Raw genomic sequence first — 24,225 nt, forward strand, 5'->3', positions numbered from 1 at the left:
ATGGCACTCATCTGGGCGGCCAGGGCCTCTGCCGGCGGGGTCCTCAGCGGTGGTCCTCGTCCTCGGCCTCTTCGTCGGTGCGTTCGTCGTCCAGCTTGCGGGCCTTGCGGGCACGGTTCTCCTCGACCCTGGCCTCGATCTTTCGGGCGGCCTCCTCACGGGGGCCGGCCAGGACGAAGAACGAGGTCACCATCGAGATCATCGCGGCGCCCACGGCGGCCAGGATCGGATCGAGGCCAACCAGGACCAGGATCAGCATCACGACCAGGAACAGGCCGAGGCGGTAGATCGAGTACTTGAGCACGGCTCAGATCCCCGAGTAGGAGTGCCAGCCGACGAAGAAGGTGTTGACGATCGTGTAGTTGATCAGGATGCAGCCAGCACCGGCGACGGCCAGCCAGGTGGCCTTGCGCGGGTGCCAGCCGGACGTGGCCCGAGCGTGCAGGTAGGCGGCGTAGACCACCCAGATCACGAAGGTCCACACCTCCTTGGGGTCCCAGCCCCAGTAGCGGCCCCAGGCCTGCTCGGCCCAGATCGCACCGGCGATGAGCGTGAAGGTCCACAGCGGGAAGGCCACGATGTGGATGCCGTAGGTGATCCGCTCCAGCGAGGGCGAGGAGGGCAGGGCGGCGAGCCAGCCGGGGACCTCGCCCTTGTGCTCGGCGCGGTCCTTGGCCAGGTAGAGCAGCGCCAGCGCACAGCCGATGACGCACAGCGCGACGGACAGGGTGGCGACGGAGACATGGATGACCAGCCAGATCGAGTTGAGCGAGGGCATCAGCTGGGAGGCCTCGGTGTACCAGCTCAGCTTCGCCGCGCCCAGGATCAGCAGGACCGGCAGCGTGACGAAGAGCCCCAGCCACAGCCGATCCTTGCGCAGCGCCCACGCCGAGTAGACGACGAGCGTGAACATCGCCGCAGCCACCGCGAACTCGTACATGTTGCCCAGCGGCGCGCGGCTCACCGACAGTCCACGCAGGGCGATCCCGGCGATGAGAGCGAAGGTCGCCAGCCAGGTCACCTGCAGCCCGATGACGCCCCAGCGGCGCGATGGCGCCGGCTCCACCTCGGGCGGAGTCAGGACCGCGACGGATCCGCTCTGCTCGGCGGATCCGACCGCGGAGTCCGCCGTTGCCTGGGCGTCGGTGGACCGGCTCCGGGCACGTGTGCCGGTCACGGCGAGGTGGCCGGCGAACGCCAGCATCGCCACAGTGAGGAGCACCATGCTCGCCCACACGGCGATGTCGGAGGCCTGCGCCAGGGTCTGGTTGGTCATGCGGTGTCCTTCGTCGCAACAGCTGTTTCGATGTCCTCGACGATACGGTCGAGATAGTCCTGCAGGTTGGGGTCGGAGCCCTTGGCCAGGCCCGCGATCGTCAGTCCAGTATGCCGCTCGCCGGGCCCCCCGCCGCCCTCACCCGGGCGGGTGACTCGCACGAAGACGCGGCGGCGCTTGACGGTGAGCATGGTGATCAGTCCGCCCAGGAGCACGATCGAGCTGATCAGCACCGGGATACGCCCGGGATCGTGGCGCACCACCAGGCCTCCCCAACGGATCACATCCTCGAAGACGATGGTGCCGCGATCGCCGGGCAGTTCCATGGTGTCGCCGGGCCGCAGCAGGAGGCGGGAGAGCTCGTCCTCCTCGGTCACCAGCTGTTCCATCTGGGCGGTGTCCAGGGTGTAGACCGACTGCGGCCGCCCGCCCGGGAACAACGTCCCCTCGTAGACGCCGAGCAGCAGGGCGGGGTCGACCAGTCCGGGGAAGTCCGACACCGGTCCCGCGTCGGCGAACCGCAGGGTCGGGAGGAAGACACCGTAGAACCCGAGCTGCGGGTCGGCGGCCGGGATCTTGATCGCGCCGGTGGAGGCGTAGTTGTCGTCCTGGGGCAGGAAGGGGGTGGTGAAGGTGCCGAGCGAGGTGCCCTCCCCGTCCGTGACCGAGGTGACGGTGGCATAGCCGTTGCCGAGCAGGTAGACCGAGGTGCCCCCGAAGTGCAACGGGTTGTTGACCCCGAAGACCCGCTCCTGCTCGGGGGCGCCGGGCTCGGCCGTCGTCGTCGCCGTTGCCTCGAAGAGGCGGGGTGCACCGAACTGGGCGCCTCCGGCATCGGTCTCGAACTCCACGTCGAGCCGGTCGATCCGCAGTGAGAACGGGTCGATCGATCCCTCGTCCACCCAGGGCCCGGTCTGCAGGGTGTCGTAGCGCCCGGCCTGGCTGGTGAACGTCTCACCCTCGGGGAGGATCACCTCCGCGCGCCAGCCCCACAGGTGCCCGACCGCCACCGAGACGATCACGGCGAGCAGGGAGATGTGGAAGACCAGGTTGCCGGTCTCCTTGAGATAGCCGCCCTCGCTGGCCACCTCGCGCTCTCGGCCCTCCTCTGGCCTGCGTATGCGGAGGCGCCGCCTGCTTAGCACCGCGCGGGTGGCTGCCAGCACCACCTCGGGGTCTGCTGACAGTTCGGTGGTGGCGTGGGCCTCCAGCCGGGTCAGGTTGCGGGGTGCCCGCGGCGGGAGGGCACGCATCGCGCGCCAGTGCACCCCGGCCCGCGGGATGATGCAGCCGATGAGCGAGACCATCAGCAGCAGGTAGATCGCGGCGAACCAGGGCGATGAGTAGACGTCGAAGAAGCCGAACCGGTCCAGCCACTCCCCCAGGGTCGGGTTGTTGCGGATGAACTCGTTGACGCGGGGCGGGTCGACGCTGCGCTGCGGCCAGATCGAACCGGGGACGGCAGCGACCGCGAGCAGCATGAGCAGCATCAGCGCCGTGCGCATGCTGGTCAACTGCCGCCACATCCAGCGCAGCCAGCCCACCAGGCCGAGCCTCGGCTGGGTGATCGGCTCGTGGGCCGGTCCCCTCTTGGTCTGGGTCACCTACAGCACCGTCCGGAAGTCACTGATGAGTCTGGTCTGGATCCAGGTGGTGATGCCGTCCCAGACACCCGTGACCATGAGCAGCCCGAGAACGATCAGGATCGCGCCGCCCACGGTGGAGATGAGACGGTGCCGGTCCCGCAACCAGCGGGACAGCCGGCTGACCCACCCGAGGCCGGCGGCGACCAGCAGGAACGGGATCCCCAACCCGAGGCAGTAGGCGATAGCGAGCACCGTGCCACGCAGGATCGTGGCGCCGTCGGGCGCCAACGAGCCGCCCAGGGTCTGGATGGCCGCGAGCGCCGGGCCCGTGCAGGCCGTGAACCCGAGGCCGAAGACGACACCCAGCAGGGGCGCCCCGGCCAGACCTGCTGTGGGCCGCCAGCGCGGGCCGAGCGAGGTGCTGGGGTTGAGCACCATCACCAGGCCCAGCACGATCACCAGGGCACCTCCGACCCGCAGCAGCAGGTTCTGGTGCTGCTGCAGGCTCAGCGCGAGGCCGGAGATCACCACGCTCATGACGATGAAGACCGCGCTGAAGCCGGCCACGAACAGCGCCGCACCGAGCAGCAGACGACCGCGCCCGCCCCGCTCGGTGGCTTCGGGTGACATGCCGCCCAGGTAGCCCAGGAACCCTGGGACCAGGGGCAGCACACAGGGCGAGGCAAAACTGACCAGGCCGGCGAGCGCCGCCACGGCCAGCGCGGCCAGGAGCGGGCCGCTGAGGACGAGTTCGCTCACGAGTCGAGCACGTCCTCAACCAGCCCCTGCAGGGTGGCCTCGTTGACCTGGCCGGCGACCCGGGCCGCAACTCTTCCCTCGGCATCGAGCACCAGCGTCGTCGGCCGGGGATTGGCCATCCCCTGCAGGTCGAGCAGTGTCTGGCCGCCGTCGTCGGCCAGTGAGGGGTAGGGCATCTCGTAGGTGCGCTCGAAGGCCAGCGCAGCGCTCGCGGAGTCGCGGTCGTTTACGCCTATGAACTGCACCGGGGCACCCGCCTCCTCGAAGTGGGCGTGGGCGGCCTTCAGGTCGGGGACCTCGGCCACGCAGGGCGGGCACCACGAGCCCCACACGTTGATGACCAGGACGTCACCGCGGGCCTCCGTGGACGACCACGGCTCGAGCTGCACCTCCCCGGTCTCTGGGTCGGTCCCGGTGATCAGGTCTCCCTCGAGCTCGATCGTCATCGTCCGGTCCTCCGGCGCCACCTGCTCGACGGTGCCGTCGCCGGAGACGTAGCCCTCCTGGTTGCCGTCCCGCGCCTGCGCGCTGATGGTGTTGCCACCCTCACTGCAGCCCGCGGCGACCAGGGAGAGGGCGAGCAGGGCACCAGCCAGTCGGGTCGCCCGCCTCACGTCCCCGCCCCCGGGGCCGCGACGCTCAGCAGGTCACTAGCCGGCTCGGCGTAGTCGATCGCCGTCGGCTCGTCGTCCACATAGGTGAAGGTGGTGACCGAGGCGAGGGTGCACTGCCGCTGCCGCGGGTTGTGCCACAGCCGGCGGCCCTCGACGGCACGGCGCAACGTCTCGATGGGGAGCTGGTGGCTGACCAGCACCGCCTCGTGGCCACTAGCCGCCCGCCGAGCGGCCTCGACTGCAGCGAGCATGCGCGAGGCGATGTCGCGATAGGGCTCGCCCCAGGACGGCTTCATCGGGTTGGTCAGGCGGCGCAGGTTCTGCCAGCGCACCAACTGTCGCGGGTCGGAGCCGACCGTGCTGCCCTCGAAGGTGTTGCCAGCCTCGATCAGCCGCTCGTCGGACCCGATCTCGAGCCCGAGGACCCGTCCGGTCGGGGCCGCGGTCTGCTGCGCGCGCTCCAGCGGAGAGGCGCTCAGATGCACGACGTCGCGCCCGTCCATGAACTCCGCGACCCGCTCCGCCATCTGCTCTCCCAGCGGGGACAGGCGATAGCCAGGCAGACGTCCATAGAGGACTCGACCCGGGTTGTCGACCTCGCCGTGGCGCACCACGTGGACGAGGGTGCGGCTGCCTCCGATCATGCCCGAGATTGTCCCATGCGACCCTGAGCGAATCCGCAGTCCCCGACCGAGCGCACCCAGACCTGACATCCCACCCCACCGAGCGCACCCAGACCTGACATCCCACCCCACCGAGCGCACCCAGACCTGACAGGCGGTCCGGGCACGGCGCCCGGTCGAGTCCAAACTCAAGCGCCCACGCGCCCGGTCGAGTCCAAACTCAAGCGCCCACGCGCCCGGTCGAGTCCAAACTCAAGCGCCCACGCGCCCGGTCGAGTCCAAACTCAAGCGCCCACGCGCCCGGTAGGAGTTGGGGGGGGTGGTCAGCCGATGTCGGCCACGGCACCGGGCAGCGCCGCGAGGATCGTCTCCACGGCCTCGTCATCCAGCGCCGCTGACACGAACCAGGTCTCGAACGCACTCGGGGGCAGATGCACGCCGCGGCGCAGCATGCCGTGGAAGAACCTGCCGAAGGCGGCGGTGTCCTGGTCCTGGGCATCGGTGTAGTTGCGCACCTCGGGCTCGCGCAGGAAGACACTGAACATCGACCCGGCCCACTGGATGCGGTGCGGCACGCCGACGCGGGTAAACTCCTCGGTGACCGCCCCTGCGATCGTGTGCGCCACCTCATCCATCCGGGCATAGACCTCGGGTGTGCACAACCGCAGGGTGGCGACGCCGGCGGCGCTGGCGACCGGGTTTCCCGACAGGGTGCCCGCCTGATACACGGGGCCCTCCGGTGCCAGGAGCGCCATCACGTCCGCTCGCCCACCGAAGGCCGCGGCCGGGAATCCCCCGCCCATCACCTTGCCGAAGGTGAACAGATCTGGCGAGCCCTCGGCATACGGCCCCTCGAGACCGAACCATCCGGCCCGGCTGCACCGGAACCCGGTCATCACCTCATCGGAGATGAGCAGTGCCCCGTGCTCACGGGTCACCCGGCGCAGTTCCTCGGTGAAGCCCGGCTGGGGCGGGACCACCCCCATGTTGCCCGGGCAGGCCTCGGTGATGACGGCCGCGATCTCGGTGCCCCGCTCAGCGAACGCGGCCTTGAGCGCAGCGACGTCGTTGTAGGGCACCACGATCGTCTCGGCAGCGCTACTGGCCGGGACTCCCGCCGAGTCCGGCAGCGCGAACGTGGCCAGTCCCGAGCCGGCGGAGGCCAGCAGCGAGTCGACGTGGCCGTGATAGCAGCCGGCGAACTTCACGATCACGCTGCGGCCGGTGAAGCCACGGGCCAGCCGGATCGCACTCATCGTGGCTTCGGTGCCGGAGTTGACCAGGCGCACCTGCTCGACCGGCTCGACCCGGGAGACGATCTCCTCGGCGAGGGCTACCTCGTGCTCGCTCGGCGTGCCGAAGCTGAACCCGTCGGCCGCTGCCGTCCGCACGGCCTCGAGGACGTCGGGGTGCGCGTGGCCCAGGATCATCGGACCCCAGCTGGAGACCAGATCGACATAACGCCGGCCATCGGCATCGGTCAGCCAGGGGCCGGAGGCCGAGCGCATGAAGCGCGGCGTGCCGCCGACCGAGCGGAAGGCCCGGACCGGGGAGTTCACCCCTCCTGGGATCACGTGGCGGGCGCGGGTCAGCAGCTCCTCCGAGGCGGGGGCCTCGTCCGGATAGTTGGTGGTGCTCAACAGTCTCCCTCTGTCACGTCGATCGAGTCGACAACTCGTGTCATGGCGTGGCCCAGTGCCTCAAACTCCTCAGGCGTCAGCCGGTCGATGAGGATCCGCCGCACGTCCGAGACGTGCACCTCGGCCAGTTCCTCCAGCTTGGCACGACCTGCTGGGGTCAGGCTGAGCTCGACCCCGCGTCGGTCCTCGCGCACCGCGTGGCGCTGCACCCAGCCAAGTCGCTCCAACCTGGTTGCGGTGTGTGTCAACCGGCTGCGGGACTGGACCACCAGCTGCGCGAGTGCCGACATGCGCAGCCGACCGTCGGGGGCCTCGGAGAGCATGGAGAGGATCTCGTACTCGGTGAGGCGCGTGCCGTGTCGGGTCAGCCCCTCATCGAGGGCGGTCGCGATCAGGCGGGTGCCGCGCAGGTAGGCACGCCAGGAAGCCTGCTCCTGAGTCGTGAGCCACCGGACCTGGTCCTCCATGCTGACGCCGCCTTCCTGCACTCGCCCGATCGGCGGGAATGTGCTGGGCTTGGTGAGTAGGTGCTCTGGTGAATCGTAGCGACTGGGAATATGATTGAACTCTCAACAGTTCTCCACCTCGACACCCCACCGACAACATCCCACCAGAAGGAGTCCGCAATGACCGTTTTCAACAGCCTCGCCCCGGGCAACTACACCGTCGACCCGACCCACACCGAGGTGGGCTTTACCGCCCGCCACATGATGGTCGCCAAGGTGCGCGGCACCTTCTCCGAGTTCACGGCCAACGTGGTTGTCGGTGAGACCCTCGCTGACACCGCCGTCACCGCCGAGGTGCAGCTGAACTCGGTCGACACCCGCAACGAGGACCGCGACAACCACCTGCGCACCTCTGACTTCTTTGACGTCGAGAACCACCCGACGATGACCTTCCACTCCACCGAGATCACCGAGTCCACCATGACCGGCGACCTGACCATCAAGGGCACCACCCGCCCGGTGACCTTCGACCTGGAGTTCAACGGCGTCTCCCCCGACCCGTGGGGTGGCACCCGCGCCGGCTTCGAGGCGACCACCGAGGTCAACCGCAAGGACTGGGACCTGACCTGGAACGTGGCCGTCGAGGGCGGCGGCGTGCTGGTCTCCGAGAAGGTCAAGCTGCACCTGGACGTCGAGCTGGTCGCGCCGACCAGTGAGGACGCCCAGGCCTGAGCCCAGGCTCGCCCCTGACACCGCAGAACCCCCGTGCCGAGTTGCGGCGCGGGGGTTCTGTGCTGTCATCGGCGGGCGCCCACGCGCCCGGTCGAGGCAGAACCCAGGCGACCACGCGCCCGGTCGAGACGAAACCCGAGCGCCCACGCGCTCGGTCGAGGCAGAACCCAGGCGACCACGCGCCCGGTCGAGACGAAACCCGAGCGCCCACGCGCCCGGTCGAGATGAGGGGTCAGCGGGCCAGGAGCCTCGCGGCATGCACGGCGTAGTAGGTCAGCACGATCTGCGCGCCGGCCCGACGCACCGCGGTCAGGGACTCCAGCACGGTGGCGTCCCGGTCCAGCCAGCCGCGCTCGGCAGCCGCCTCGATCTGGGCGTACTCCCCCGAGACCTGGTAGGCCGCGACCGGCACGTCGGAGAGGTCGGCGACCTGGCGCAGGATGTCCAAGTAGGGCAGGGCGGGCTTGACCATGACCAGGTCCGCCCCCTCGGCCAGATCGAGCCTCAGCTCGCGCAGCGACTCGGTCGCGTTGGCCGGGTCCTGCTGGTAGGTGCGGCGGTCGCCCTGCAGGCTCGAGCCCACGGCCTCCCGGAAGGGCCCGTAGTAGGCGGAGGCGTACTTCGCGGTGTAGGCCAGGACGGTCACGTCGGTGAACCCGGCCCCGTCGAGAGCCTGCCGCACCACCGCAACCTGCCCGTCCATCATCCCGGACGGGCCGACCACGTGCGCTCCGGCGCGGGCCTGGGCGAGCGCCATCTCGGCATACCGCTCCAGTGTGGCGTCGTTGTCCACCCGGCCGTCGCCGTCCAGCACACCGCAGTGCCCGTGGTCGGTGAACTCGTCCAGACACAGGTCGGCCATCAGCACGGTGGCATCGCCCAGGTCGGCCCGGAGGTCAGCCAGGGCAACATTGAGTATGCCGTCAGGCCGGGTCCCCCAGGTTCCCTCGGCATCCTTGTGGTCCGGTGAGGGCACCCCGAACAGCATCAGCCCGCCGACACCCGCCTCGACCGCCTCCTGGGCGGCCTGCCGGAGCGACGCGCGGGTGTGCTGCACGACACCGGGCATCGAGACGATCGGCACGGGCTCGCTGATGTCCTCGCGGACGAACACCGGCAGCACGAGGTCGGCCGGCGACAGCCGGGTCTGCGCGACCAGGCGGCGCATGGCCGGGGTCGTCCGCAAGCGCCGCGGACGCTCGGACGGGGCGCCGATCTCGTTCATGCGCGGGCGCGAGCGGCGCCGCGTCGCCCGGTGGTGCGGCGCTGACTCGGTCGCACCGGCTCACCCGCCGCGCGGGCCGTCAGGGCGATCTCAGCGGCGTGCCGTGCCAGAGCATCCACCAGGACGGTGGAGTTCGGCTCGGGGGCGACCACGTCGACTCGCAGCCCGTGCTCCTCGGCGGTCCTGGCCGTTGCCGGGCCGATGCAGGCCACCACCGTGTTGGGGTGCGGCTTGCCCGCGATCCCGACCAGGTTGCGCACGGTCGAGGAGGACGTGAAACAGACCGCGTCGAAGGTGCCGCCCTTGATCGCGTCGCGGACCGGGGCGGGCGGCGGGGCGGCGCGCACCGTGCGGTAGGCCGTGACGTCGTCCACCTCCCAGCCCATCTCGAGCAACCCGGCCACCAGGGTGTCGGTGGCGATGTCGGCCCGCGGCAGGAACACCCGGTTGATCGGGTCCAGGACGTCGTCATACTCCGGCCAGTCGGCCAGCAGACCGCGTGCGGACTGTTCGGTCGTGGGGACCAGGTCAGGCTCAATCCCCCACTGTCGCAGGGAATCTGCCGTGACGCCACCAACTGCTGCAATCTTGAGTCCGGCAAACGCGCGGGCGTCCAGACCGATCTCCACGAACTTCTCGCGGACCGCCCGGACGGCGTTGACCGAGGTGAAACCGACCCACTCGTAGCGGCCGGTGACCAGGCCGCGGATCGCCCGGTCCATCTGCTGCGGCGTGCGCGGCGGCTCGACGCTGATCGTCGGCACCACCTTGGAGGTGGCCCCGTGCGAGGCGATGCGCCGGGTCATCTCGGTGGCCTGGTCCTTGGTGCGCGGCACCAGGACGTTCCAGCCGAAGAGCGGCTTGGTCTCAAACCAGCTCAGCTCCTCGCGCAGGTCGACGGCCCGCCCGACCACGACGACACCCTGAGCAAAGGTGTGCGTCTCCAGGATGCTGTCGACCTGGTCCAGCACGGTCACGGCGGTCTGCTGGTGCACCGTGGTGCCGTCCTCGGTCACGCTGACCGGCGTCTGCGGGTCGCGGCCGGCACGGCGCAGGCCGGCCAGGGCCTTGCGCACCGCGTCCGCGGCGCCGAGCAGGACGACCGTGATGTCGTCCGCGACCGAGGTGGTCCAGTCGGTCTTGCTGTCCGCGGCGTCGATGACGTGCACCGCGCCCGTGCCGGAGGTGAGCGGCACCCCGGCATAGGTGGGCACGGACCACGCCACCGAGACGCCTGGCACGACCTCGAACGACACGCCCGCGCTGCGGCAGGCCAGCGCCTCCTGGCTCAGGGTGGTGAACGCCCCTGGGTCACCCACCATCACCCGCACCACGAGGGTCTCGCTCTCCTTGAGGGCGCGGGCCTCCCGCACGAGGAGCTTGGCGCGGGCGGCAGGCGAACGGCGTGGCCCCCCGACCACACCGGTCTGCACGACGTTGACGTCCTCGCGGAGCAGGCCGCTGAGCCGCTCCGCGGTCTCGGGGTCGTCGACCACGATCGTGTCGGCGCTGGCGAGATAGTCCCTGGCTCGCACGGTGAGCAGGCCGGGGTCGCCCGGCCCGGCGCCGACGAACGCCACGCGGGCACAGACCGCGGGCGGGGCGCTGGGTGGTGCTGCTGTGCTGGTGCTCACGTGATCACGCTCCAGATTGTTGTGCTGTGGGGGTCTGAAAGGGGCTCCCGCCGTCCGGGGCCAGACGGTTGAGGAAGTGGTGCGCCATCTCGTGGCCCAGGTCCACGGCGCTGTGACCGCGGACGGTGTGCCGTAGGACGCCCTCCCCGGTGCCGACCACGGCGTCCAGCACCAGGTCGTCCCCGTCCCTGGCCGCCAGGGCACCGACCGGTGCGCTGCACCCCGCCTCGAGAGCGCCCAACAGGGAGCGCTCGGCGGTCACTGCCTCCCGGGTGGGCGCGTGGTCGAGCTGTGCCAGGAGCCGGGCGGTCTCCCGGTCGTCGTAGCGGCACTCGACTGCCAACGCACCCTGCCCGGGCGCGGGGAGCATCACCGATGGTTCGAGCACCTCACTCGCCTCGTCGATCCGGCCGAGGCGCCGCAGCCCGGCCGCGGCGAGCACGATGGCATCGAGGGTGCCGTCGGTGACCTTGCCGATGCGGCTCCCGACGTTGCCCCGCAGGCCGGTCACCGTCGTCTGCGAGGCGGCGGCCTCCAGCTGGACCGCGCGGCGCGGTGAGCCGGTGCCGATCACTGCGCCCTCAGGCAGGTCGGCCAGCGCCACACGGTCACGGGAGATCAGGGCATCGCGCGGATCCTCACGCTCGGGCACCGCGGCGAGCACCAGACCCGCCTCCTCGCCGACCGGCAGGTCCTTCAACGAGTGGACCGCCAGGTCGATCCGGCCCTCCAGCAGGGCCTCGCGGAGCGCCGAGACGAAGACACCGGTGCCACCGATCTGGGTCAGAGGCGCACTCGAGCGATCACCCTCGGTCTGCACGAGCACCAGTTCGACCTCGTGGCCGAGGGCGCGCAGCTTGTCGGCCACCCAGTCGGACTGGGACGTGGCCAGGTCGCTGGCGCGGGTGCCCAGCCGCAGCGGGCGGCCGGCGGGGGCGTCGGGTGCGCTGTCACTCATGGCAATCCACTCACTTGGGGCGGGGTGGTGACGGCCGCGGTCTCGCGGGCGTCGAGGTCGAAGAGCTCGCGCAGCAGGGCGACCGAGGAACCGTCCGCGTCGTGCGCCGCGAGCTGCTTGGCACGCACGGTGGGCGTGTGCAGGAGTTTGTCCAGGATCCGCCGGACGCTCTGCTGCACCTCGGCGCGCTGGGCGTCGGACAGGTCGGGCAGCCTCTGGTCGAGCCGCTCCAGCTCACCATCGGCCACCGCCGCCGCCCGGGAGCGGAGCATGGCCAGGGTGGGGCCGACCCGGGCCGAGCGCCGCGTCGCCAGATAGGCCGCGACCTCCCCGGCCACCAGCTCGCGGACCACGGCCAGCACCTGCTCGGTCTCATCCGGCCCGCCCCCGGCCTCTGCCGTGGCGGTGCCGTCCGCTCCGTCGCCATTGAGGTCGGCCAGACCCCACACCGTGACGCCGGGGACCTCGGCCGCCTCCGGCGCGACGTCGCGTGGCATCGCGAGGTCGATGATCACGAGGGGTCGCTCAGTCCGGTCGTCCGGGAGCAGGTCCCGGGTGACCACGTGATCGGTGGCGCCCGTGCAGGTCAGCACCAGATCGGCGGTGGCCAGTCCCCGCTCGAGCTGCGACCAGTCGTGGACCTGCCCCTGGTGGGCCTCGGCGAGCCGCTCCGCCCGTTCCCGGGTGCGGTTGAGGATGCCGAGGGTGCCGACCCCCGCCCGGGACAGCGAGGCGGCGGCCAGGCCGGACATCGCGCCGGCTCCGACGACTAGGGCATCCGCTCCGTCCAGGGAGCCGAGCACCGCTGCGGCCCGGGTGAGTCCGGCGCCCACCAGGGAGCGCGCGACGCGGTCCAGGCCGGTGTCGGTGTGGGCACGTTTGCCGACGCGCAGGGCCTGCTGGAACAGCGGGTTGAGAACGGTGCCCAGGTGGGCGTCCTCCTGCCCGGCACGCAACGCGTCCCGCAGTTGCCCGAGGATCTCGCTCTCGCCCAAGGCCATCGACTCCATGCCACAGGCGAGGGAGAACAGGTGGTCGACCGCCCGCTCCTCGTAGTGCACGTAGAGGTGCGGGGTCAGATCCTGCAGGTCCACCCCGGTGGCCTTGGCCAGGCTGTCCCCCACCTGGGCGACGGCACCATGGAAACTCAGCGCCTCGGCATACACCTCGGTGCGGTTGCAGGTGGTCAACACGAGCGACTCGCTGACGTCGTCGAGCCCCACCACCCCTGCCGCGAGCTCTCTCGAGCGCCGACCGTCCAGGGCGACCCGCTCGAGCAGCTCGAGCGGGGCACTGCGGTGTGAGAGACCAACGACGAGCAGGCTCATCCAATCGCCTCCGTGTCTGCCGCCGGTGAGAGCGGGTCGTGGGTGGAGATGGCCAGGAGCCGCCGCTGTTCGTGGAAGGCCAGGATCTGCAGCTCGGTGGCGAGGTCGACACCGCGGACGTCCACGCCGTCGGGCAGGACCAGGTGACCCGGTGCGAAGTTGAGCAGGGAGCGGACGCCGATCGCGACCAGCTCGTCGGCGACGGCCTGGGCAGCGGGGGCCGGGGTGGTGATGACCCCGATCGTCACGGTCGGCCCCTTGGTGGCCAGGTCGGCCAGCGTGGTGACCGTCAACCCCTCGACCACGGTGCCCACGACCTCCGGATCGTCATCCACCAGCGCCACGATGCGGAAGCCGCGCCCGGAGAACCCGCCGTAGGCCGCCAGGGCGCGGCCCAGGTTGCCCATCCCCACGATCACGACGGGCCACTGCTGGGTCAGGCCGAGCTCCTGGGCGATCTGGGCGGCCAGCAGCTCGACGTCGTAGCCCACGCCACGCACACCGTAGGACCCGAGGTGGGACAGGTCCTTGCGCAGTTGTGTGGAGCGCACTCCCGAGCGGGAGGCCAGCTCCTCGGAGGCGATGCTGGTGACGCCCTGGTCGTGCAGCCCGGTCAGCGCCCGGAGGTAGAGCGGGAGTCGGCCGACGGTGGCCTCGGGGACACAACCACGGCGCAGGGACTCGGGCACCACGTCGGCACAGGCTCCTTATGGCCACGACGGCTCCTATACCAGAACCAGTCAGGGGGACTCAGGGACCCCCCCACCTTATGACTTTGTGAACGCTTGCACAAAGTCGCGCCCAGCGGGTGTGACTTTACTCATGAGTATGCGGTTCAGCAGGTGAGTATGCAGGTCAATCACGCTGTCGCCGGCGTAGCGCGCGGGACAGGGAAACCTCGCTGATCGTCCAGTGTCCGACCTCGCGCCCGTCGACGAGCACGACGGGGACCAGATCGCCGAACCGCTCCTGCAACTCTGGGCTTGAGTCGACATCGACTCTCTCCCAGTCGAATCCGGTCGATTCAGACACTTTGCGGACCGTGCGCTCAGCCTCCAGGCACAGGTGACAACCGAGCCGGTCAACCAACGTGATCCGAGGACCTGCCGGCCGCTCGAGCGACCGGCGAAACCAGCGCTTCACCGCATCCTCGGCCATGTCGGTTTGTATATCGCCCGCATCAGAAGAACACCGAGCGACGGTCTCGCAGTAGGTCGTAGAGCGTGTGCTGGATCGTTTCGCGGACCCGATCGGAGATCTCGAAGACCACGGCGGGGTCGTCTGCGGCGCCCTCGCCACGGTCATCCGTGCGGATCGGGGTCCCGAACTCAATGAGCCACTTGCTGGGCAGGGGCACCAGGCCCAGGGGCCCGAGCCACGGGAAGGTCGCGGTGATCGGGAAGTAGGGAATGCCGAGCAGCCGGGCCAACGGGGCGGCGTTGGCCAGCATGGGCGCCATCTCCTCCGCCCCCACGATGGAGCACGGGATGATCGGGACCTCCGCTCGCAGTGCCGCCGCGACGAACCCGCCGCGGCCGAAGCGTTGCAGCCGGTAACGGTCCTTGTACAGCTTGCCGACGCCCTTGAAGCCCTCTGGCCACACACCGACCAGGTGCCCCTCGTCGAGGAGCCGCTGGGCGTCGGCGCTGGTCGCCAGCGTGCTGCCGGTCTTGCGTGCCACCGGGCCCACGACGGGGCTGCCGAAGACCAGGTCGGCACCCAGCATTCGCAGGCTGCGCCGGCCTGGGGTCTCGTCGTGCACGGCGAGCTGGGTCATCACCGAGTCCACGGCGATCGTCCCGGAGTGGTTGGCCACCACCAGGCCCCCGCCCTCGGCCGGAATGTTCTCGATGCCGCGCACCTCGACGCGGAACCAGCTGCGATAGAGCGGCCGCAGCAACGGCATGGCCACGTGCTCGGTGAAGTCGGCGTCATAGCCGAACTCGTCGATCGTGTAGTCACCACTGATGCGGCGGCGCAGGAAGGCCAGGGTCCGCGCCACGGACTCGTCGAGTTCGTCACCGGCGAGCCCTGCGGCGGCTCCGGCGGCGCGCAGCCCCTTGATCAGCAGCAGCACCGCCTGCTCCAGGTCGGTCTCACTCAGCTGCGAGAGGTCCGGCGCCCCCTGGGACGCGTCCTGCTCGATCACGTGACGTCCTCCATCGGCTGTTGCTCGGGACGGTCGTGGGCGGATCGGGCCGCCAGGAACGATTCGAAGGCCCCGCGCGAGGTGTAGGCCGGTGCGAACCCGAGCTCCTTGCGCATCCGCTGCGTGTCGATCACCCGACCGAAGGAGAGGAAGTCCATGTGGTCCGACGGCAGCGCAGCCCACCCGAGTTGCTTGGTCGCCCACAGCGACAGGCCGGCCGCTCCCGGCAGGACCGGAACCCAGGGGCGGCGACTGAGTGCGATCGCCTGCCCTAGCGAGAGGGCACCGTCCCCGGCAATGTTGACGGTGCCCGCGACCGGCCCGGTCGTGGCGTGCACCGCGGCGGCCACCGCGTCGTCCTCGTGCAGGAACTGCAGGCGTCCCTGCTGCCCGAACGGCACCGGCAGCACCGGCATCCGGAAGTAGTCGGTGAGCACCGTGCTGATGCTGGGCCCGATCACGTTGGCCATGCGCAGCATCGTGATGCCGATGTCGGGACGGCGCCGGGACAGGCCGCGGACATAGCTCTCGGCCTCCATGGAGTCGTGCGGGAAGCCGGAGCGCGGCAGGCGCTTTGCGGTCATCTCCTCGGTGAAGACCGCCGGGTCCTTCGGGGACGAGCCATAGACGCCGGCGGTGGACTTCACGACGACCCGTCGCACACCGGCCGACTTCTGACAGGCTGCCATCAACTGCATCGTGCCCAGCACGTTGATGTCCTTCTGGACCACGCGGCCGCCGGCGTCCCGGGGCGTGGCGATGACGCCCATGTGCACCACGGTGTCCACGCGAGCCTGCGTGATCAGGCGCGCCAGGAGGGGGCTGCGCACGTCGGCGCGGACATACTCGCCACGGCCCATCGGGTGCTTCGGCGGCACCAGGTCGACACCGAGCACGCGGTCGATGGACGGATCGTCAGCAAGCCGCCGGACGACGCGTCCCGCCAACTCGCGCGCCACGCCGGTGACGAGCACGACCTTCGGGCGTGATCCCTCGTCCACGAGCTCCACCCTCCCAGGATGCCGCGACGGCGCCGACCTCACCAGTGGGGGTCGGCGCCGTCGCGGAGGGTCACTTCTTGTTGCGACGCTGGTGGCGCGTCTTGCGCAGCAGTTTGCGGTGCTTCTTCTTCGCCATACGCTTGCGGCGCTTCTTGATCACAGAGCCCATTGGCTGAACGTGTCCTTTGTCTCTTGGATGTCGTGTCTACCTGACGGGCACACACGGGGCGGCCACCGGGCAGTCGGCTCAGCCTACCGCCAGCGCTTCACCGCTCCCAAACGCGATCAGTCAGGCGGTGCCGTGATAGGAGTCCCGGAGGTAGTCCTGCACAGCCTTCTCCGGGACCCGGAACGAACGCCCGACCCGCACCGAGGGCAGCTCGCCCGAGTGGACGAGGCGATAGACGGTCATCTTGGAGACACGCATCACCTCAGCGACCTCGGCCACAGTCATGAAGCTCATCTCGCCGAGTCGGCGTTCATCAGCCATTGATGTCATCCCGTCCAGTCCGCGCTACGGCGGCCAGGGTTGGTCCCATGGCTGCCCATCTGTCAGGAATGAACCATAGGGGCAGATGGTGCCTTTGCGAAAGTCGTGACGGACGAAAAGTCCAGCGGACACGCCGATGAGACCAAACTGTGACCTGACTGACAGTTCTCCGTGAGGCTGCTCCGAGCTCGCCCGACACGGCTCCACCACACGCCTCTCACCTGCGGGAACACCGCTCTGTCGGCCAGGGTGGCGGGCAGCGGTCCGCGCACCGCCGGAGCACGGCGGCACTTGCGCCAGGTCGGCATTGTGGGAATGGCCGCGTTTTCTAGTCGAACCACGGATCCAGGCCCCATCCGGGGAAGATCGCCCGGCGGGTGGCCATGATCGCGGCGTCGACCGGGCTCTCCGGCTCATAGCCTTCACCCCACTCGCCGAAGCGGATCGGCCGGCCGCCGAGGTCTCCCAGGCGCCGCGGTGCCACCTGACCGTAGAGACGTGCCACGTGCTCGCGCCAGACCTCCGGCACCTCCTGCGTCAGGGACAACGGGTGGTGGGCGGCGATGGCCACCAGGTGGGCCCAGGCGCGCGGGACCACCTCGATGAGTTCATAGCCGCCGCCACCCACGGCGACCCACCGACCGTCCGTGAGCTCGTGGGACAGGTCGTGGATCAGGGTGTATGCCGCGTGCATGGCGTCGATAGACACGGCCAGGTGGCTGAGGGGGTCTGAGTAGTGGGCATCACAACCGTGCTGGGTCACCAGGACCTGGGGGCGGAACGCCCGCAGCGCCTGGGGGATCACCGCGTGGATCGCGCGCAGCCACCCTCCGTCACCGGTGCCAGCCGGGAGCGCCACGTTGACGGCGCTGTCCGGGGCCCTGGGCCCACCGGTGTCGCCCGGGAACCCGGTGCCCGGGAACAGCGCCGTGCCCGTCTCGTGCACCGAGACCGTCATCACCCGTGGGTCGTCCCAGAAGGCCCTCTCGACACCGTCGCCGTGGTGCACGTCCACGTCGACGTAGGCAACGCGCTCGACGCCCTGGTCGAGCAGCCACTGAATGCCGACGGCGATGTCGTTGTAGACGCAGAAGCCAGCCACCTGGTCGGGCATGGCGTGGTGCAGCCCGCCGGCGATGTTCACGGCGTGCGCGGCCTCCCCTGTCCAGACTGCGCGGCAGGAGTCCAGGGTGGAGCCCACCGCGAGCGCGGTCGCGGCGTGCATGCCGCGGAAGCTGGGGGTGTCCTCGCCGCCGAGCCCGTGGCCGTTCACCGGGACGGTCGGGTCCTCGGAGACCGTCCGGACGGCCTCGACCAGTCCCGCGCTGTGCACGGTCCTGATCTGGTCGTCGGTGGCCTCGGTGGCGCCGACGACGGAGACTCCCGGCAGGGTGAGCAGCCCGAGGTCGTCACACAACCGGTGCGTGAGGCCCAACCGCAGCGGACTCATCGGATGTCCCGGCCCGAAGTCGTAGGACATGAAACGCTGGTCCCAGACGACGCGTGCCCCGATCATGAGGGCAACGCTAGACCACGAGCGCGAGGAGCCGGACATGGCCGGGTTGGGCAAGCACCGTTTGTTTGACGAGGACGTCCTGGTCATCGGTCTGGGACGGTTCGGTGCGGCCGCCGCCTTGGAGATGGACCGGCTCGGCTACCGGGTGCACGCGATCGAGTCCGACGGCCTGCTGGCCGAGCGGTTCTCCCGCAAGCTCACGCGGGTCATCGCCGTCGACGCCGCCGACCCGCAGCAACTGGCCGAGGCCAGGCCAGCTGACTTCCGCATCGCCGTGGTGGGCATCGGCTCCTCCATCGAGGCCTCGTTGCTCACGGCCGGCAACCTGGTTGATGCCGGGCTGCCCTCGATCTGGGCCAAGGCGGTGTCGGCCGAACACGCCCGGCTCCTGGAGCGGATCGGCGTGCACCACGTGATCTTTCCCGAGGCGGAGTCCGGCAGTCGGGTGGCCCACCTGGTCAATGACCGCATGCAGGGCTATATCGAGTTCGAGGACGGCTATGCCATCGTCAAGATGACCCCACCGCAGGAGATGATCGGCTTCACCCTCGCCGAGACCGACATCCGCAAGCGCTACGGAGTCACCGTCGTCGGCGTCAAGGCGCCAGGTGAGGACTTCACCCACGCCGTCCCCGAGACCAAGGTCGGCAGGCACCACATCATGATCGTGTCCGGCCCCAGCAAACTGATCGAGCAACTGGCCGCACGCCCCTAGAGCTGGGGCACCCTCGTCCGAGGCGGCAGGCACCCCCGGCTCCCGACCGCAGGGCCCAGTCTCAGGCTCAGAGCCACGCATCCACGCCCAAGAGGCGCACAACGACCGGAATCGTGGGCACATCCAGAAACCAGCAGGTCGCTGACCTGCACCTTTGTGAAACGGGCGGTGACGATTCCGGTTGGTGTGCGCGCCGGGCTCTCGAGAGTGAGCCTCACAGCACGCCAGCATCCCGCGGCGTGCGTCAGAGTGAGGTGGCCCCGGCGACCAGCGTCAGAGTGAGGTGGCCCCGGCGACCAGCGTCAGAGTGAGGTGGCCCCACCGACGTGCGTCAGAGTGAGGTGGCCCGGCGACCACCGTCAGAGCGAGGTGGCCCGCCGACGTGCGTCAGAGTGAGGTGGCCCGGCGACCACCGTCAGAGCGAGGTGGGAACCCCGGCGGAGTTGCTGAGCGGGAGCACCATGGCGAGCTCCTCGGCGTCCTCCGCGTCATCCACGCCGTGGATCTCCATCGGGCGCCTGCTGTCGGTCGGGCGGAAGCCGAAGCTGCTCGCGAAGGCCACGGCGCGGCCGTTGTCGGTGCCGACCCAGTAGACGAGCTGCTTCAGCTCGTCGGCGCGGGCCTGTGCCGCGGCGGCCTCCAGGAGCCTGCGGGCGACGCCGCTGCCGCGGCGGGCGGGGTCGACCCACAGCCCGAAGAGCTCTCCGACGCCTTCCTCGGCGATCTTGTGGCTGCCCACGCTGACCACGCCCAGGACGGTGCCCTCCTCCTCGGCCAGGAGGCGACGGGAGCGCTGCATCCGGTCACGCCAGCGCGACTCCTCGTAGGACTCCTCCTCCTCGGCAGAGGCGACGAAGGCCTCCGGGGATTCCTTCAGCGCACGCAACCGAACATCGCGGTACTCCGACCAGTTCTCTTCCTCAAGCAGACGCACGCTGATCTCACTCATGGGCTTTACTCTGGCACAAGCCACCGCCCGGACTCCATGGGGGCCGCGGTGAACACTTGGTGGCAACGGTGTCAGTCACCGGCCGAGAGCTCCCGAGAACGGCGTGCCGCCGCCTCGATCGCGGTCAGGAAAGCGGCCCTGACCTTGTGGTCCTCCAGCTCCCGCAGGGCCGCGACGCTGGTGCCGCCGGGGCTGGAGACCTGCTCGCGCAGGATGCTGGGGTGCTCGCCGGTCTCGCGGATCATCGTGGCCGCCCCGTAGAGCGTCTGGACCACCATCTCGGTCGCGGTGGACCGGGGCAGCCCCAGCAGGACGCCCGCCTCGATCATCGCCTCGGTGACATAGAAGATGTAGGCCGGGCCGCTGCCGCTGATCGCCGTCGCAGCGTTCTGGTGCTTCTCGTCCAGGATCAGCACCCGACCGAAGGTGCCCGCGAGACGCTCGGCCTGGGCCAGGTGCTCAGCGGTGCAGTGCCGTCCGGCGCTGAGGATGGACATCCCCTGGTCGACCTGGGCCGGTGTGTTCGGCATGACCCGCACGACACCGGTGCCCTCGGGCAGCCGGTTCTCCAGATACTCGGTGCTGATGCCGGCCGCGATCGAGATGACCAACGTGTCGGCGGCGACGCAGTCGTGGATCTGGGCCAGCAGCGCCGGCATGTCCTGGGGCTTCACCGCGAGCACCACGATCGCGGCGCCCCGGGCGGCCTCCTCCACGGGAGCCGACCCCACGGCATACTCCTGGGCCAGCCCCCGGGTCGTGGCGGCCATCCGCTCACTCAGCACAAGGTCCGAGGGCGCGTGGCCCGAGCGCAGCAGGGCAGAGAGCAGGGCTCCCCCCATCACGCCGGCGCCCAGGATCGCGATGCGGGTCACGGATCAGCCCTTCGTCGCGACGGAGCGCAGGAAGAAGAGCAGGTTGGCCGGACGCTCAGCCATGCGGCGCATCAGGTAGCCGTACCACTCGTCGCCGTAGGGCACGTAGACCCGCACCTGGTCGCCCTGCGCGGCCAGGCGCCGCTGCTCGTCGGGGCGGATGCCGAGCAGCATCTGGTACTCAAAACTCTCCGGGCCACGCCCGTTGGCCGCAGCGAGCACCCCGGCGATCTCGACCAGCCGCGGGTCGTGCGTGGCGATCATCGGGTAGCCGCGGCCCGCCAGCAGGATCTTCAGGCACCGCACATAGCTCTTGTCGACCTCTGCCTTGTCCTGGTAGGCGACCGACTCCGGCTCCTTGTAGGTCCCCTTGCAGAGCCGGACGCGGCTGCCCTCGTGCGCGAGGTCCCGGCAGTCCTGCTCGGTGCGGTAGAGGTAGGACTGCAGGACCGCGCCCACCCACGGCCAGTCCTGACGGAGCTCCCGCAGTATGCCGAGGGTCGAGTCGGTGGTCGTGTGGTCCTCCATGTCGAGGGTCACCGTGGTGCCCGCGTTGGCGGCAACCTGGCAGATCGTGCGGGCGTTCTCCAGGGCGATCTTCTCCCCGTCGGCGCCGAGGGCCTGGCCGAGCGCGCTCAGCTTCAGGCTCACCTCGACCTTGCCGCCCTGGGTCAGCCCGACGTCGGACAGAGCGGTGAGCAGGTCGACATAGGCGTCCTTGGTGTAGGTCGCCTGCGTCGGGTCGAGCGTGTCCTCGCCGAGGAAGTCGATGGTGGCCAACCGCCCGGAGTCCTCCAGCTCACCGCCCACCGTCACGGCCTGCTGGGTGCTGTCCCCCGCCACGAACCGCTTGACGACCGAGCGGCTCACGGGCGCCTTCTCCAGGACGTCGCGTAGCGCGGTGTTCCGGCTGAGCAGCAGCAGTCCCTGCTTCATCCACACGCTCGGGTCGAGGTCTGCGGCGTCCATGCGTTCTCCTTCGTCGGCTGGCCAGGGTCAAGGCTAACCGCGCGTGCCCACCGGTGCAGTCGGCGCTCAGTCTGGAGCTGCCAGGCCACGGCTCCGGTATGCCGAGGGTCGGGCGAGGAAGGAGCCGCACCTGATGGCCCTGGGCACCTCAGGGAGTGGGCTGGCCCAGGTGCTTGCGGGCGAAGTGCAGCGCCTCGGCCAGGTCCGCCTCGCGCTCCTCGACCGAGCGCTTGCGGGTGCCGACCTCCAGGCTCACGGCCCCGGCATAACCCCGGTCGACGAGCTCATGGAGCAGGCGGTCGGCCGGCTGGGTGCCCCGTCCCGGCACGAGGTGCTCGTCCTTGAACGACCCGGTGCCGTCGCCGAGATGGATGTGGCTGACCCGGCTGCCCAACCGGTGGAGGAGTTCGACACAGTCCATCGACCCGGTGGACGCGTGCGAGACGTCCAGCGTGACGTGCTCATAGGTCTGTGCCACGGGGTCCCAGTGCGGCCGGTAGGCCTGCATCTCCGAGGCGCCCGCCCGCCACGGGAACATGTTCTCGACCGCCAGCAGCACCGCGGTGTCCGCCTGCCGCTCGGCGATCCCCTCGACGAAACCCTCGGCATACTCCCGCTGCCAACGGAAGGGCGGGTGCGCGACGACCACGCCTGCACCGACCTCCTCGGCGAGCCGCACGGAACGGTCGATCTTGCCCCACGGCTCCCAGCCCCACAGTCGCTGGGCGAGCAGCAGCGTCGGGGCGTGGATGGCACCGATCGGCAGCCCGTGCAGCCGGGACAGCGCCTGCAACGCCCCGGCCTCCTGCGTCAACGGGTCGGTCCAGACCATGATCTCGACACCGTCATAGCCCAGTCGCTCGGCCAGGTCGAAGGCGTAGGCGCAGTTCTCCGGATAGACCGAGGACGTGGACAGCAGGACGGGCGGACCGGCCATCAGAGGCTGTCCATGCGGCGCAGGATGAAGCCCTCACGCAGGGCCCACGGGCAGATGTCGAGCTGGTCGACGTCGAACAGCTCCATCGCGGCCTCCACAACCATCGCCCCGGCCAGCATCTGGGGGCCCCGGGCCTGGGAGATCCCCGGCAGGTTGGAGCGGGCCTCCGGCGCCATCGCCGCCAGCTTGGGCACCCAGGCGGCGAGGTCTGCGCGGGCGAGGGACCGGGGCACGTGCTGCCCCTCCGAGGACGGGGCGGCTCCACACAGTCGGCCCAGCGAACGGATCGTCTTGCTGGTGCCGACGACGCGGTGCGGCGCCCCGACCTTGACCAGCGGGCGGTGCGCCGAGGCGATGTCCGAGCGGATGCGCTTGCGCAGCTCCTTCAGGGTCTGCTCCGACGGGTTGTCCCCGGCGAGCTGCAGCTCCCGGGTCAGGCGGCCGGCCCCCAGGGGCAGGCTGGCCACGGCGTCGGCCTCCTCGTCGATGCCGGCCGCCAGCTCGAGCGAGCCACCGCCGATGTCGATGAGGAACAGCCGCCCGGAGGACCAGCCGAACCAGCGCCGCGCCGCCAGGAAGGTGAGTCGCGCCTCGTTCTCGCCGGAGAGCACCTGGAGCTGGACGCCGGAGGAGGCACGCACCCGGTCCAGCACCTCGTCGGTGTTGGTGGCCTCGCGGATCGCGCTGGTGGCGAACCCGAGCAGCTCGGAGACCCCGCGGCTCTCGGCAACCTCGACGCAGTCCTGCACGAACCGGGCCAGCCGCTCGGCGCCCTCCTCGGAGATGGCGCCCTCGGGGGTGAGCTGCTCCGCCAGGCGGAGGTCGACCTTGTGCGAGTAGTCAGGGAGGGGGTGGGCGCCCGGGTGGGCGTCGATCACCAGGAGGTGCACGGTGTTTGAGCCGACATCGATCACACCGAGACGCATTCCCTCAGGCTAGTCCCTCCGGGCGGACCCGCCATCCGGTGGCCTCGTAGAGTGGCCGGGTGAGCAGCACGGGCGAGACCGACCTGGACACCCCGCGGGTGTGGGCCGAGTTCACCGATCCGGCCGAGCCGGCGCAGCGGGTCCGGGCCGACCTGACGTGGCTCACCTCGTCCTGGCACTGCATCTTCGGGTCCGGCTGTGCCGGCATCTACGCCGACCGGCCCGATGACGGGTGCTGCACCCTCGGGGCCCACTTCACCGACGAGGACGACGTGACCCGGGTCGCGGCCGTGGCCGAGCAGCTGGGCCCGGACGAGTGGCAGTTCCATGACCAGGGCCACGGCATGGTGGACGGCCGGCCCGGTTGGCAGGACGTCGATGACGACGGCGAGACGATCACCACCCGCCGGGTCGAGGGCGCCTGCATCTTCCTGAACCGCCCGGGACACCCGGCCGGAGCAGGCTGCGCCCTGCACAGCCATGCGGTCCTGGAGGGGACCGCTCCGCACCGGGCCAAGCCGGATGTCTGCTGGCAGCTGCCGATCCGGCGCTCCTACCGGACCGTCGAACTGCCGGACGACACGTCCTACCTGGAGATCAGCATCACCGAGTACGACCGTCGCGGCTGGGGCGCCGGGGGCCACGACCTGGACTGGTACTGCTCCGGCCGGCCCGAGGCGCACACCGCCCCCGAGCCGGCCTACCTGGGCCTGGCGGCCGAGCTCACCGAGTTGTTGGGCCCCGAGGCGTATGCCGAGCTGTCGGCCTACTGCGAGGCTCACCTCGCGTCGGTGGCAGCTCTGCGACAGGCGCCCTCGGGGCGGCGCCTGCTACCGCTCTACGTCCACCCGGCAACCCTGCGGACCGCCCGGTGACG

Annotated in this window: 27 protein-coding genes; 3 read left to right on the top strand and 24 right to left on the bottom strand. The window is 70.3% G+C overall.

Translation table 11 applies throughout. The features are described from left to right. Positions 1 to 43: 43 nt before the first annotated feature. The 8 genes from DPQ65_RS10765 to DPQ65_RS10800 form a co-directional block, all read right to left on the bottom strand. Positions 44 to 304 carry a DUF4229 domain-containing protein gene (locus tag DPQ65_RS10765; RefSeq protein WP_114907327.1) on the bottom strand — a complete coding sequence of 87 codons (261 nt, stop codon included), beginning with the start codon at positions 302 to 304 and terminating at the stop codon, positions 44 to 46. A 3-nt stretch (positions 305 to 307) separates the two neighbouring features. Beyond that, positions 308 to 1,276: a c-type cytochrome biogenesis protein CcsB gene (gene ccsB / locus DPQ65_RS10770; protein WP_114907328.1), complete on the bottom strand. Its 969-nt coding sequence runs from the start codon at positions 1,274 to 1,276 to the stop codon at positions 308 to 310. Continuing rightward, positions 1,273 to 2,880 carry a cytochrome c biogenesis protein ResB gene (resB, locus tag DPQ65_RS10775; RefSeq protein WP_114907329.1) on the bottom strand — a complete coding sequence of 536 codons (1,608 nt, stop codon included), beginning with the start codon at positions 2,878 to 2,880 and terminating at the stop codon, positions 1,273 to 1,275. Before resB ends, ccsB begins: the two co-directional genes overlap by 4 nt. Continuing rightward, positions 2,881 to 3,621, bottom strand: coding sequence for a cytochrome c biogenesis CcdA family protein (locus DPQ65_RS10780; RefSeq protein ID WP_114907330.1), 741 nt, complete (start codon positions 3,619 to 3,621; stop codon positions 2,881 to 2,883). Then, on the bottom strand, positions 3,618 to 4,235 hold the full coding sequence (locus DPQ65_RS10785) for a TlpA family protein disulfide reductase (protein WP_202863085.1): 618 nt from the start codon (positions 4,233 to 4,235) through the stop codon (positions 3,618 to 3,620). The genes DPQ65_RS10780 and DPQ65_RS10785 overlap by 4 nt, the downstream gene beginning before the upstream one ends. After that, positions 4,232 to 4,879: a histidine phosphatase family protein gene (locus tag DPQ65_RS10790; protein WP_114907331.1), complete on the bottom strand. Its 648-nt coding sequence runs from the start codon at positions 4,877 to 4,879 to the stop codon at positions 4,232 to 4,234. The genes DPQ65_RS10785 and DPQ65_RS10790 overlap by 4 nt, the downstream gene beginning before the upstream one ends. Positions 4,880 to 5,181: 302 nt before the next feature. Continuing rightward, the gene (hemL, locus tag DPQ65_RS10795; protein ID WP_238146789.1) at positions 5,182 to 6,498 is read right to left on the bottom strand and encodes a glutamate-1-semialdehyde 2,1-aminomutase; all 1,317 of its coding nucleotides are present in this window, start codon (positions 6,496 to 6,498) and stop codon (positions 5,182 to 5,184) included. Continuing rightward, positions 6,495 to 6,965 (bottom strand): MarR family winged helix-turn-helix transcriptional regulator, encoded by a 471-nt coding sequence (locus DPQ65_RS10800; protein ID WP_114907333.1) that lies wholly within the window; start codon positions 6,963 to 6,965, stop codon positions 6,495 to 6,497. Before DPQ65_RS10800 ends, hemL begins: the two co-directional genes overlap by 4 nt. 159 nt (positions 6,966 to 7,124) lie before the next feature. On the opposite strand from DPQ65_RS10800, the gene DPQ65_RS10805 reads away from it, so the two are divergent. Then, positions 7,125 to 7,676: a YceI family protein gene (locus DPQ65_RS10805; protein ID WP_114907334.1), complete on the top strand. Its 552-nt coding sequence runs from the start codon at positions 7,125 to 7,127 to the stop codon at positions 7,674 to 7,676. Between the two features lie 232 nt (positions 7,677 to 7,908). Here the strand turns inward: DPQ65_RS10805 and hemB are convergent, their stop codons facing one another. The 11 genes from hemB to DPQ65_RS10860 form a co-directional block, all read right to left on the bottom strand. After that, a complete protein-coding gene (hemB, locus tag DPQ65_RS10810) occupies positions 7,909 to 8,901 on the bottom strand; it encodes a porphobilinogen synthase (RefSeq protein WP_114907335.1) in 993 nt (330 codons plus the stop codon). Then, positions 8,898 to 10,535, bottom strand: a complete 1,638-nt coding sequence (locus DPQ65_RS10815) for a bifunctional uroporphyrinogen-III C-methyltransferase/uroporphyrinogen-III synthase (protein WP_114907336.1) — start codon at positions 10,533 to 10,535, stop codon at positions 8,898 to 8,900. The genes hemB and DPQ65_RS10815 overlap by 4 nt, the downstream gene beginning before the upstream one ends. Positions 10,536 to 10,539: 4 nt before the next feature. Continuing rightward, positions 10,540 to 11,493, bottom strand: coding sequence for a hydroxymethylbilane synthase (hemC, locus tag DPQ65_RS10820; RefSeq protein WP_114907337.1), 954 nt, complete (start codon positions 11,491 to 11,493; stop codon positions 10,540 to 10,542). Beyond that, a complete protein-coding gene (locus DPQ65_RS10825) occupies positions 11,490 to 12,821 on the bottom strand; it encodes a glutamyl-tRNA reductase (protein WP_114907338.1) in 1,332 nt (443 codons plus the stop codon). The genes hemC and DPQ65_RS10825 overlap by 4 nt, the downstream gene beginning before the upstream one ends. Next, the gene (locus DPQ65_RS10830) at positions 12,818 to 13,513 is read right to left on the bottom strand and encodes a redox-sensing transcriptional repressor Rex (RefSeq protein WP_420330087.1); all 696 of its coding nucleotides are present in this window, start codon (positions 13,511 to 13,513) and stop codon (positions 12,818 to 12,820) included. Before DPQ65_RS10830 ends, DPQ65_RS10825 begins: the two co-directional genes overlap by 4 nt. Before the next feature lie 163 nt (positions 13,514 to 13,676). After that, positions 13,677 to 13,979: a glutaredoxin family protein gene (locus DPQ65_RS10835; protein WP_114907339.1), complete on the bottom strand. Its 303-nt coding sequence runs from the start codon at positions 13,977 to 13,979 to the stop codon at positions 13,677 to 13,679. Between the two features lie 22 nt (positions 13,980 to 14,001). Beyond that, positions 14,002 to 14,970 (bottom strand): lysophospholipid acyltransferase family protein, encoded by a 969-nt coding sequence (locus DPQ65_RS10840; protein WP_238146790.1) that lies wholly within the window; start codon positions 14,968 to 14,970, stop codon positions 14,002 to 14,004. Next, positions 14,967 to 15,980: an NAD-dependent epimerase/dehydratase family protein gene (locus tag DPQ65_RS10845; protein ID WP_114907340.1), complete on the bottom strand. Its 1,014-nt coding sequence runs from the start codon at positions 15,978 to 15,980 to the stop codon at positions 14,967 to 14,969. The genes DPQ65_RS10840 and DPQ65_RS10845 overlap by 4 nt, the downstream gene beginning before the upstream one ends. A 61-nt stretch (positions 15,981 to 16,041) precedes the next feature. Beyond that, positions 16,042 to 16,140 (bottom strand): 30S ribosomal protein bS22, encoded by a 99-nt coding sequence (locus DPQ65_RS10850; RefSeq protein WP_003792170.1) that lies wholly within the window; start codon positions 16,138 to 16,140, stop codon positions 16,042 to 16,044. A gap of 120 nt (positions 16,141 to 16,260) precedes the next feature. Then, a complete protein-coding gene (locus tag DPQ65_RS10855) occupies positions 16,261 to 16,461 on the bottom strand; it encodes a helix-turn-helix domain-containing protein (protein ID WP_202863086.1) in 201 nt (66 codons plus the stop codon). A 328-nt stretch (positions 16,462 to 16,789) separates the two neighbouring features. Continuing rightward, positions 16,790 to 17,977, bottom strand: coding sequence for an acetoin utilization protein AcuC (locus DPQ65_RS10860; RefSeq protein WP_114907342.1), 1,188 nt, complete (start codon positions 17,975 to 17,977; stop codon positions 16,790 to 16,792). Here DPQ65_RS10860 and DPQ65_RS10865 point away from each other — a divergent pair. Then, on the top strand, positions 17,976 to 18,692 hold the full coding sequence (locus DPQ65_RS10865; protein ID WP_238146791.1) for a potassium channel family protein: 717 nt from the start codon (positions 17,976 to 17,978) through the stop codon (positions 18,690 to 18,692). The genes DPQ65_RS10860 and DPQ65_RS10865 overlap by 2 nt on opposite strands. 415 nt (positions 18,693 to 19,107) lie before the next feature. Here DPQ65_RS10865 and DPQ65_RS10870 read toward each other — a convergent pair whose 3' ends face one another. From DPQ65_RS10870 to DPQ65_RS10890, 5 genes are all read right to left on the bottom strand, one after another. Further along, complete coding sequence (locus tag DPQ65_RS10870) at positions 19,108 to 19,641, bottom strand: GNAT family N-acetyltransferase (RefSeq protein ID WP_114907343.1); 534 nt, start codon at positions 19,639 to 19,641, stop codon at positions 19,108 to 19,110. 71 nt (positions 19,642 to 19,712) lie between these two features. After that, positions 19,713 to 20,516: a pyrroline-5-carboxylate reductase gene (gene proC / locus DPQ65_RS10875; protein WP_114907344.1), complete on the bottom strand. Its 804-nt coding sequence runs from the start codon at positions 20,514 to 20,516 to the stop codon at positions 19,713 to 19,715. A 3-nt stretch (positions 20,517 to 20,519) separates the two neighbouring features. Then, positions 20,520 to 21,485 (bottom strand): proline dehydrogenase family protein, encoded by a 966-nt coding sequence (locus DPQ65_RS10880; RefSeq protein ID WP_114907345.1) that lies wholly within the window; start codon positions 21,483 to 21,485, stop codon positions 20,520 to 20,522. Between the two features lie 148 nt (positions 21,486 to 21,633). Next, positions 21,634 to 22,422 carry a sugar phosphate isomerase/epimerase family protein gene (locus DPQ65_RS10885; protein WP_114907346.1) on the bottom strand — a complete coding sequence of 263 codons (789 nt, stop codon included), beginning with the start codon at positions 22,420 to 22,422 and terminating at the stop codon, positions 21,634 to 21,636. Further along, positions 22,422 to 23,348, bottom strand: a complete 927-nt coding sequence (locus DPQ65_RS10890) for a Ppx/GppA family phosphatase (RefSeq protein WP_114907347.1) — start codon at positions 23,346 to 23,348, stop codon at positions 22,422 to 22,424. The genes DPQ65_RS10885 and DPQ65_RS10890 overlap by 1 nt, the downstream gene beginning before the upstream one ends. 59 nt (positions 23,349 to 23,407) lie before the next feature. Between DPQ65_RS10890 and DPQ65_RS10895 the strand changes: the two genes are divergently transcribed. Continuing rightward, complete coding sequence (locus DPQ65_RS10895; protein ID WP_114907348.1) at positions 23,408 to 24,223, top strand: DUF3109 family protein; 816 nt, start codon at positions 23,408 to 23,410, stop codon at positions 24,221 to 24,223. Positions 24,224 to 24,225: the final 2 nt, after the last annotated feature.

The organism is Ornithinimicrobium murale, from assembly GCF_003352835.1.
GTDB lineage: Bacteria > Actinomycetota > Actinomycetes > Actinomycetales > Dermatophilaceae > Ornithinicoccus > Ornithinicoccus muralis.

Bases quoted from the DNA above. Each gene is read 5' to 3' on its own strand.
- DPQ65_RS10855 (WP_202863086.1), bottom strand. From the start codon at position 16,461: ATGGCTGATGAACGCCGACTCGGCGAGATGAGCTTCATGACTGTGGCC.
- DPQ65_RS10850 (WP_003792170.1), bottom strand. From the start codon at position 16,140: ATGGGCTCTGTGATCAAGAAGCGCCGCAAGCGTATGGCGAAGAAGAAG.
- hemC (WP_114907337.1), bottom strand. From the start codon at position 11,493: ATGAGTGACAGCGCACCCGACGCCCCCGCCGGCCGCCCGCTGCGGCTG.
- DPQ65_RS10825 (WP_114907338.1), bottom strand. From the start codon at position 12,821: ATGAGCCTGCTCGTCGTTGGTCTCTCACACCGCAGTGCCCCGCTCGAG.
- DPQ65_RS10790 (WP_114907331.1), bottom strand. From the start codon at position 4,879: ATGATCGGAGGCAGCCGCACCCTCGTCCACGTGGTGCGCCACGGCGAG.
- hemB (WP_114907335.1), bottom strand. From the start codon at position 8,901: ATGAACGAGATCGGCGCCCCGTCCGAGCGTCCGCGGCGCTTGCGGACG.
- DPQ65_RS10890 (WP_114907347.1), bottom strand. From the start codon at position 23,348: ATGCGTCTCGGTGTGATCGATGTCGGCTCAAACACCGTGCACCTCCTG.
- DPQ65_RS10835 (WP_114907339.1), bottom strand. From the start codon at position 13,979: ATGGCCGAGGATGCGGTGAAGCGCTGGTTTCGCCGGTCGCTCGAGCGG.
- DPQ65_RS10800 (WP_114907333.1), bottom strand. From the start codon at position 6,965: ATGGAGGACCAGGTCCGGTGGCTCACGACTCAGGAGCAGGCTTCCTGG.
- DPQ65_RS10860 (WP_114907342.1), bottom strand. From the start codon at position 17,977: ATGATCGGGGCACGCGTCGTCTGGGACCAGCGTTTCATGTCCTACGAC.
- DPQ65_RS10870 (WP_114907343.1), bottom strand. From the start codon at position 19,641: ATGAGTGAGATCAGCGTGCGTCTGCTTGAGGAAGAGAACTGGTCGGAG.
- ccsB (WP_114907328.1), bottom strand. From the start codon at position 1,276: ATGACCAACCAGACCCTGGCGCAGGCCTCCGACATCGCCGTGTGGGCG.
- DPQ65_RS10805 (WP_114907334.1), top strand. From the start codon at position 7,125: ATGACCGTTTTCAACAGCCTCGCCCCGGGCAACTACACCGTCGACCCG.
- DPQ65_RS10880 (WP_114907345.1), bottom strand. From the start codon at position 21,485: ATGGACGCCGCAGACCTCGACCCGAGCGTGTGGATGAAGCAGGGACTG.
- DPQ65_RS10865 (WP_238146791.1), top strand. From the start codon at position 17,976: ATGAGGGCAACGCTAGACCACGAGCGCGAGGAGCCGGACATGGCCGGG.
- DPQ65_RS10885 (WP_114907346.1), bottom strand. From the start codon at position 22,422: ATGGCCGGTCCGCCCGTCCTGCTGTCCACGTCCTCGGTCTATCCGGAG.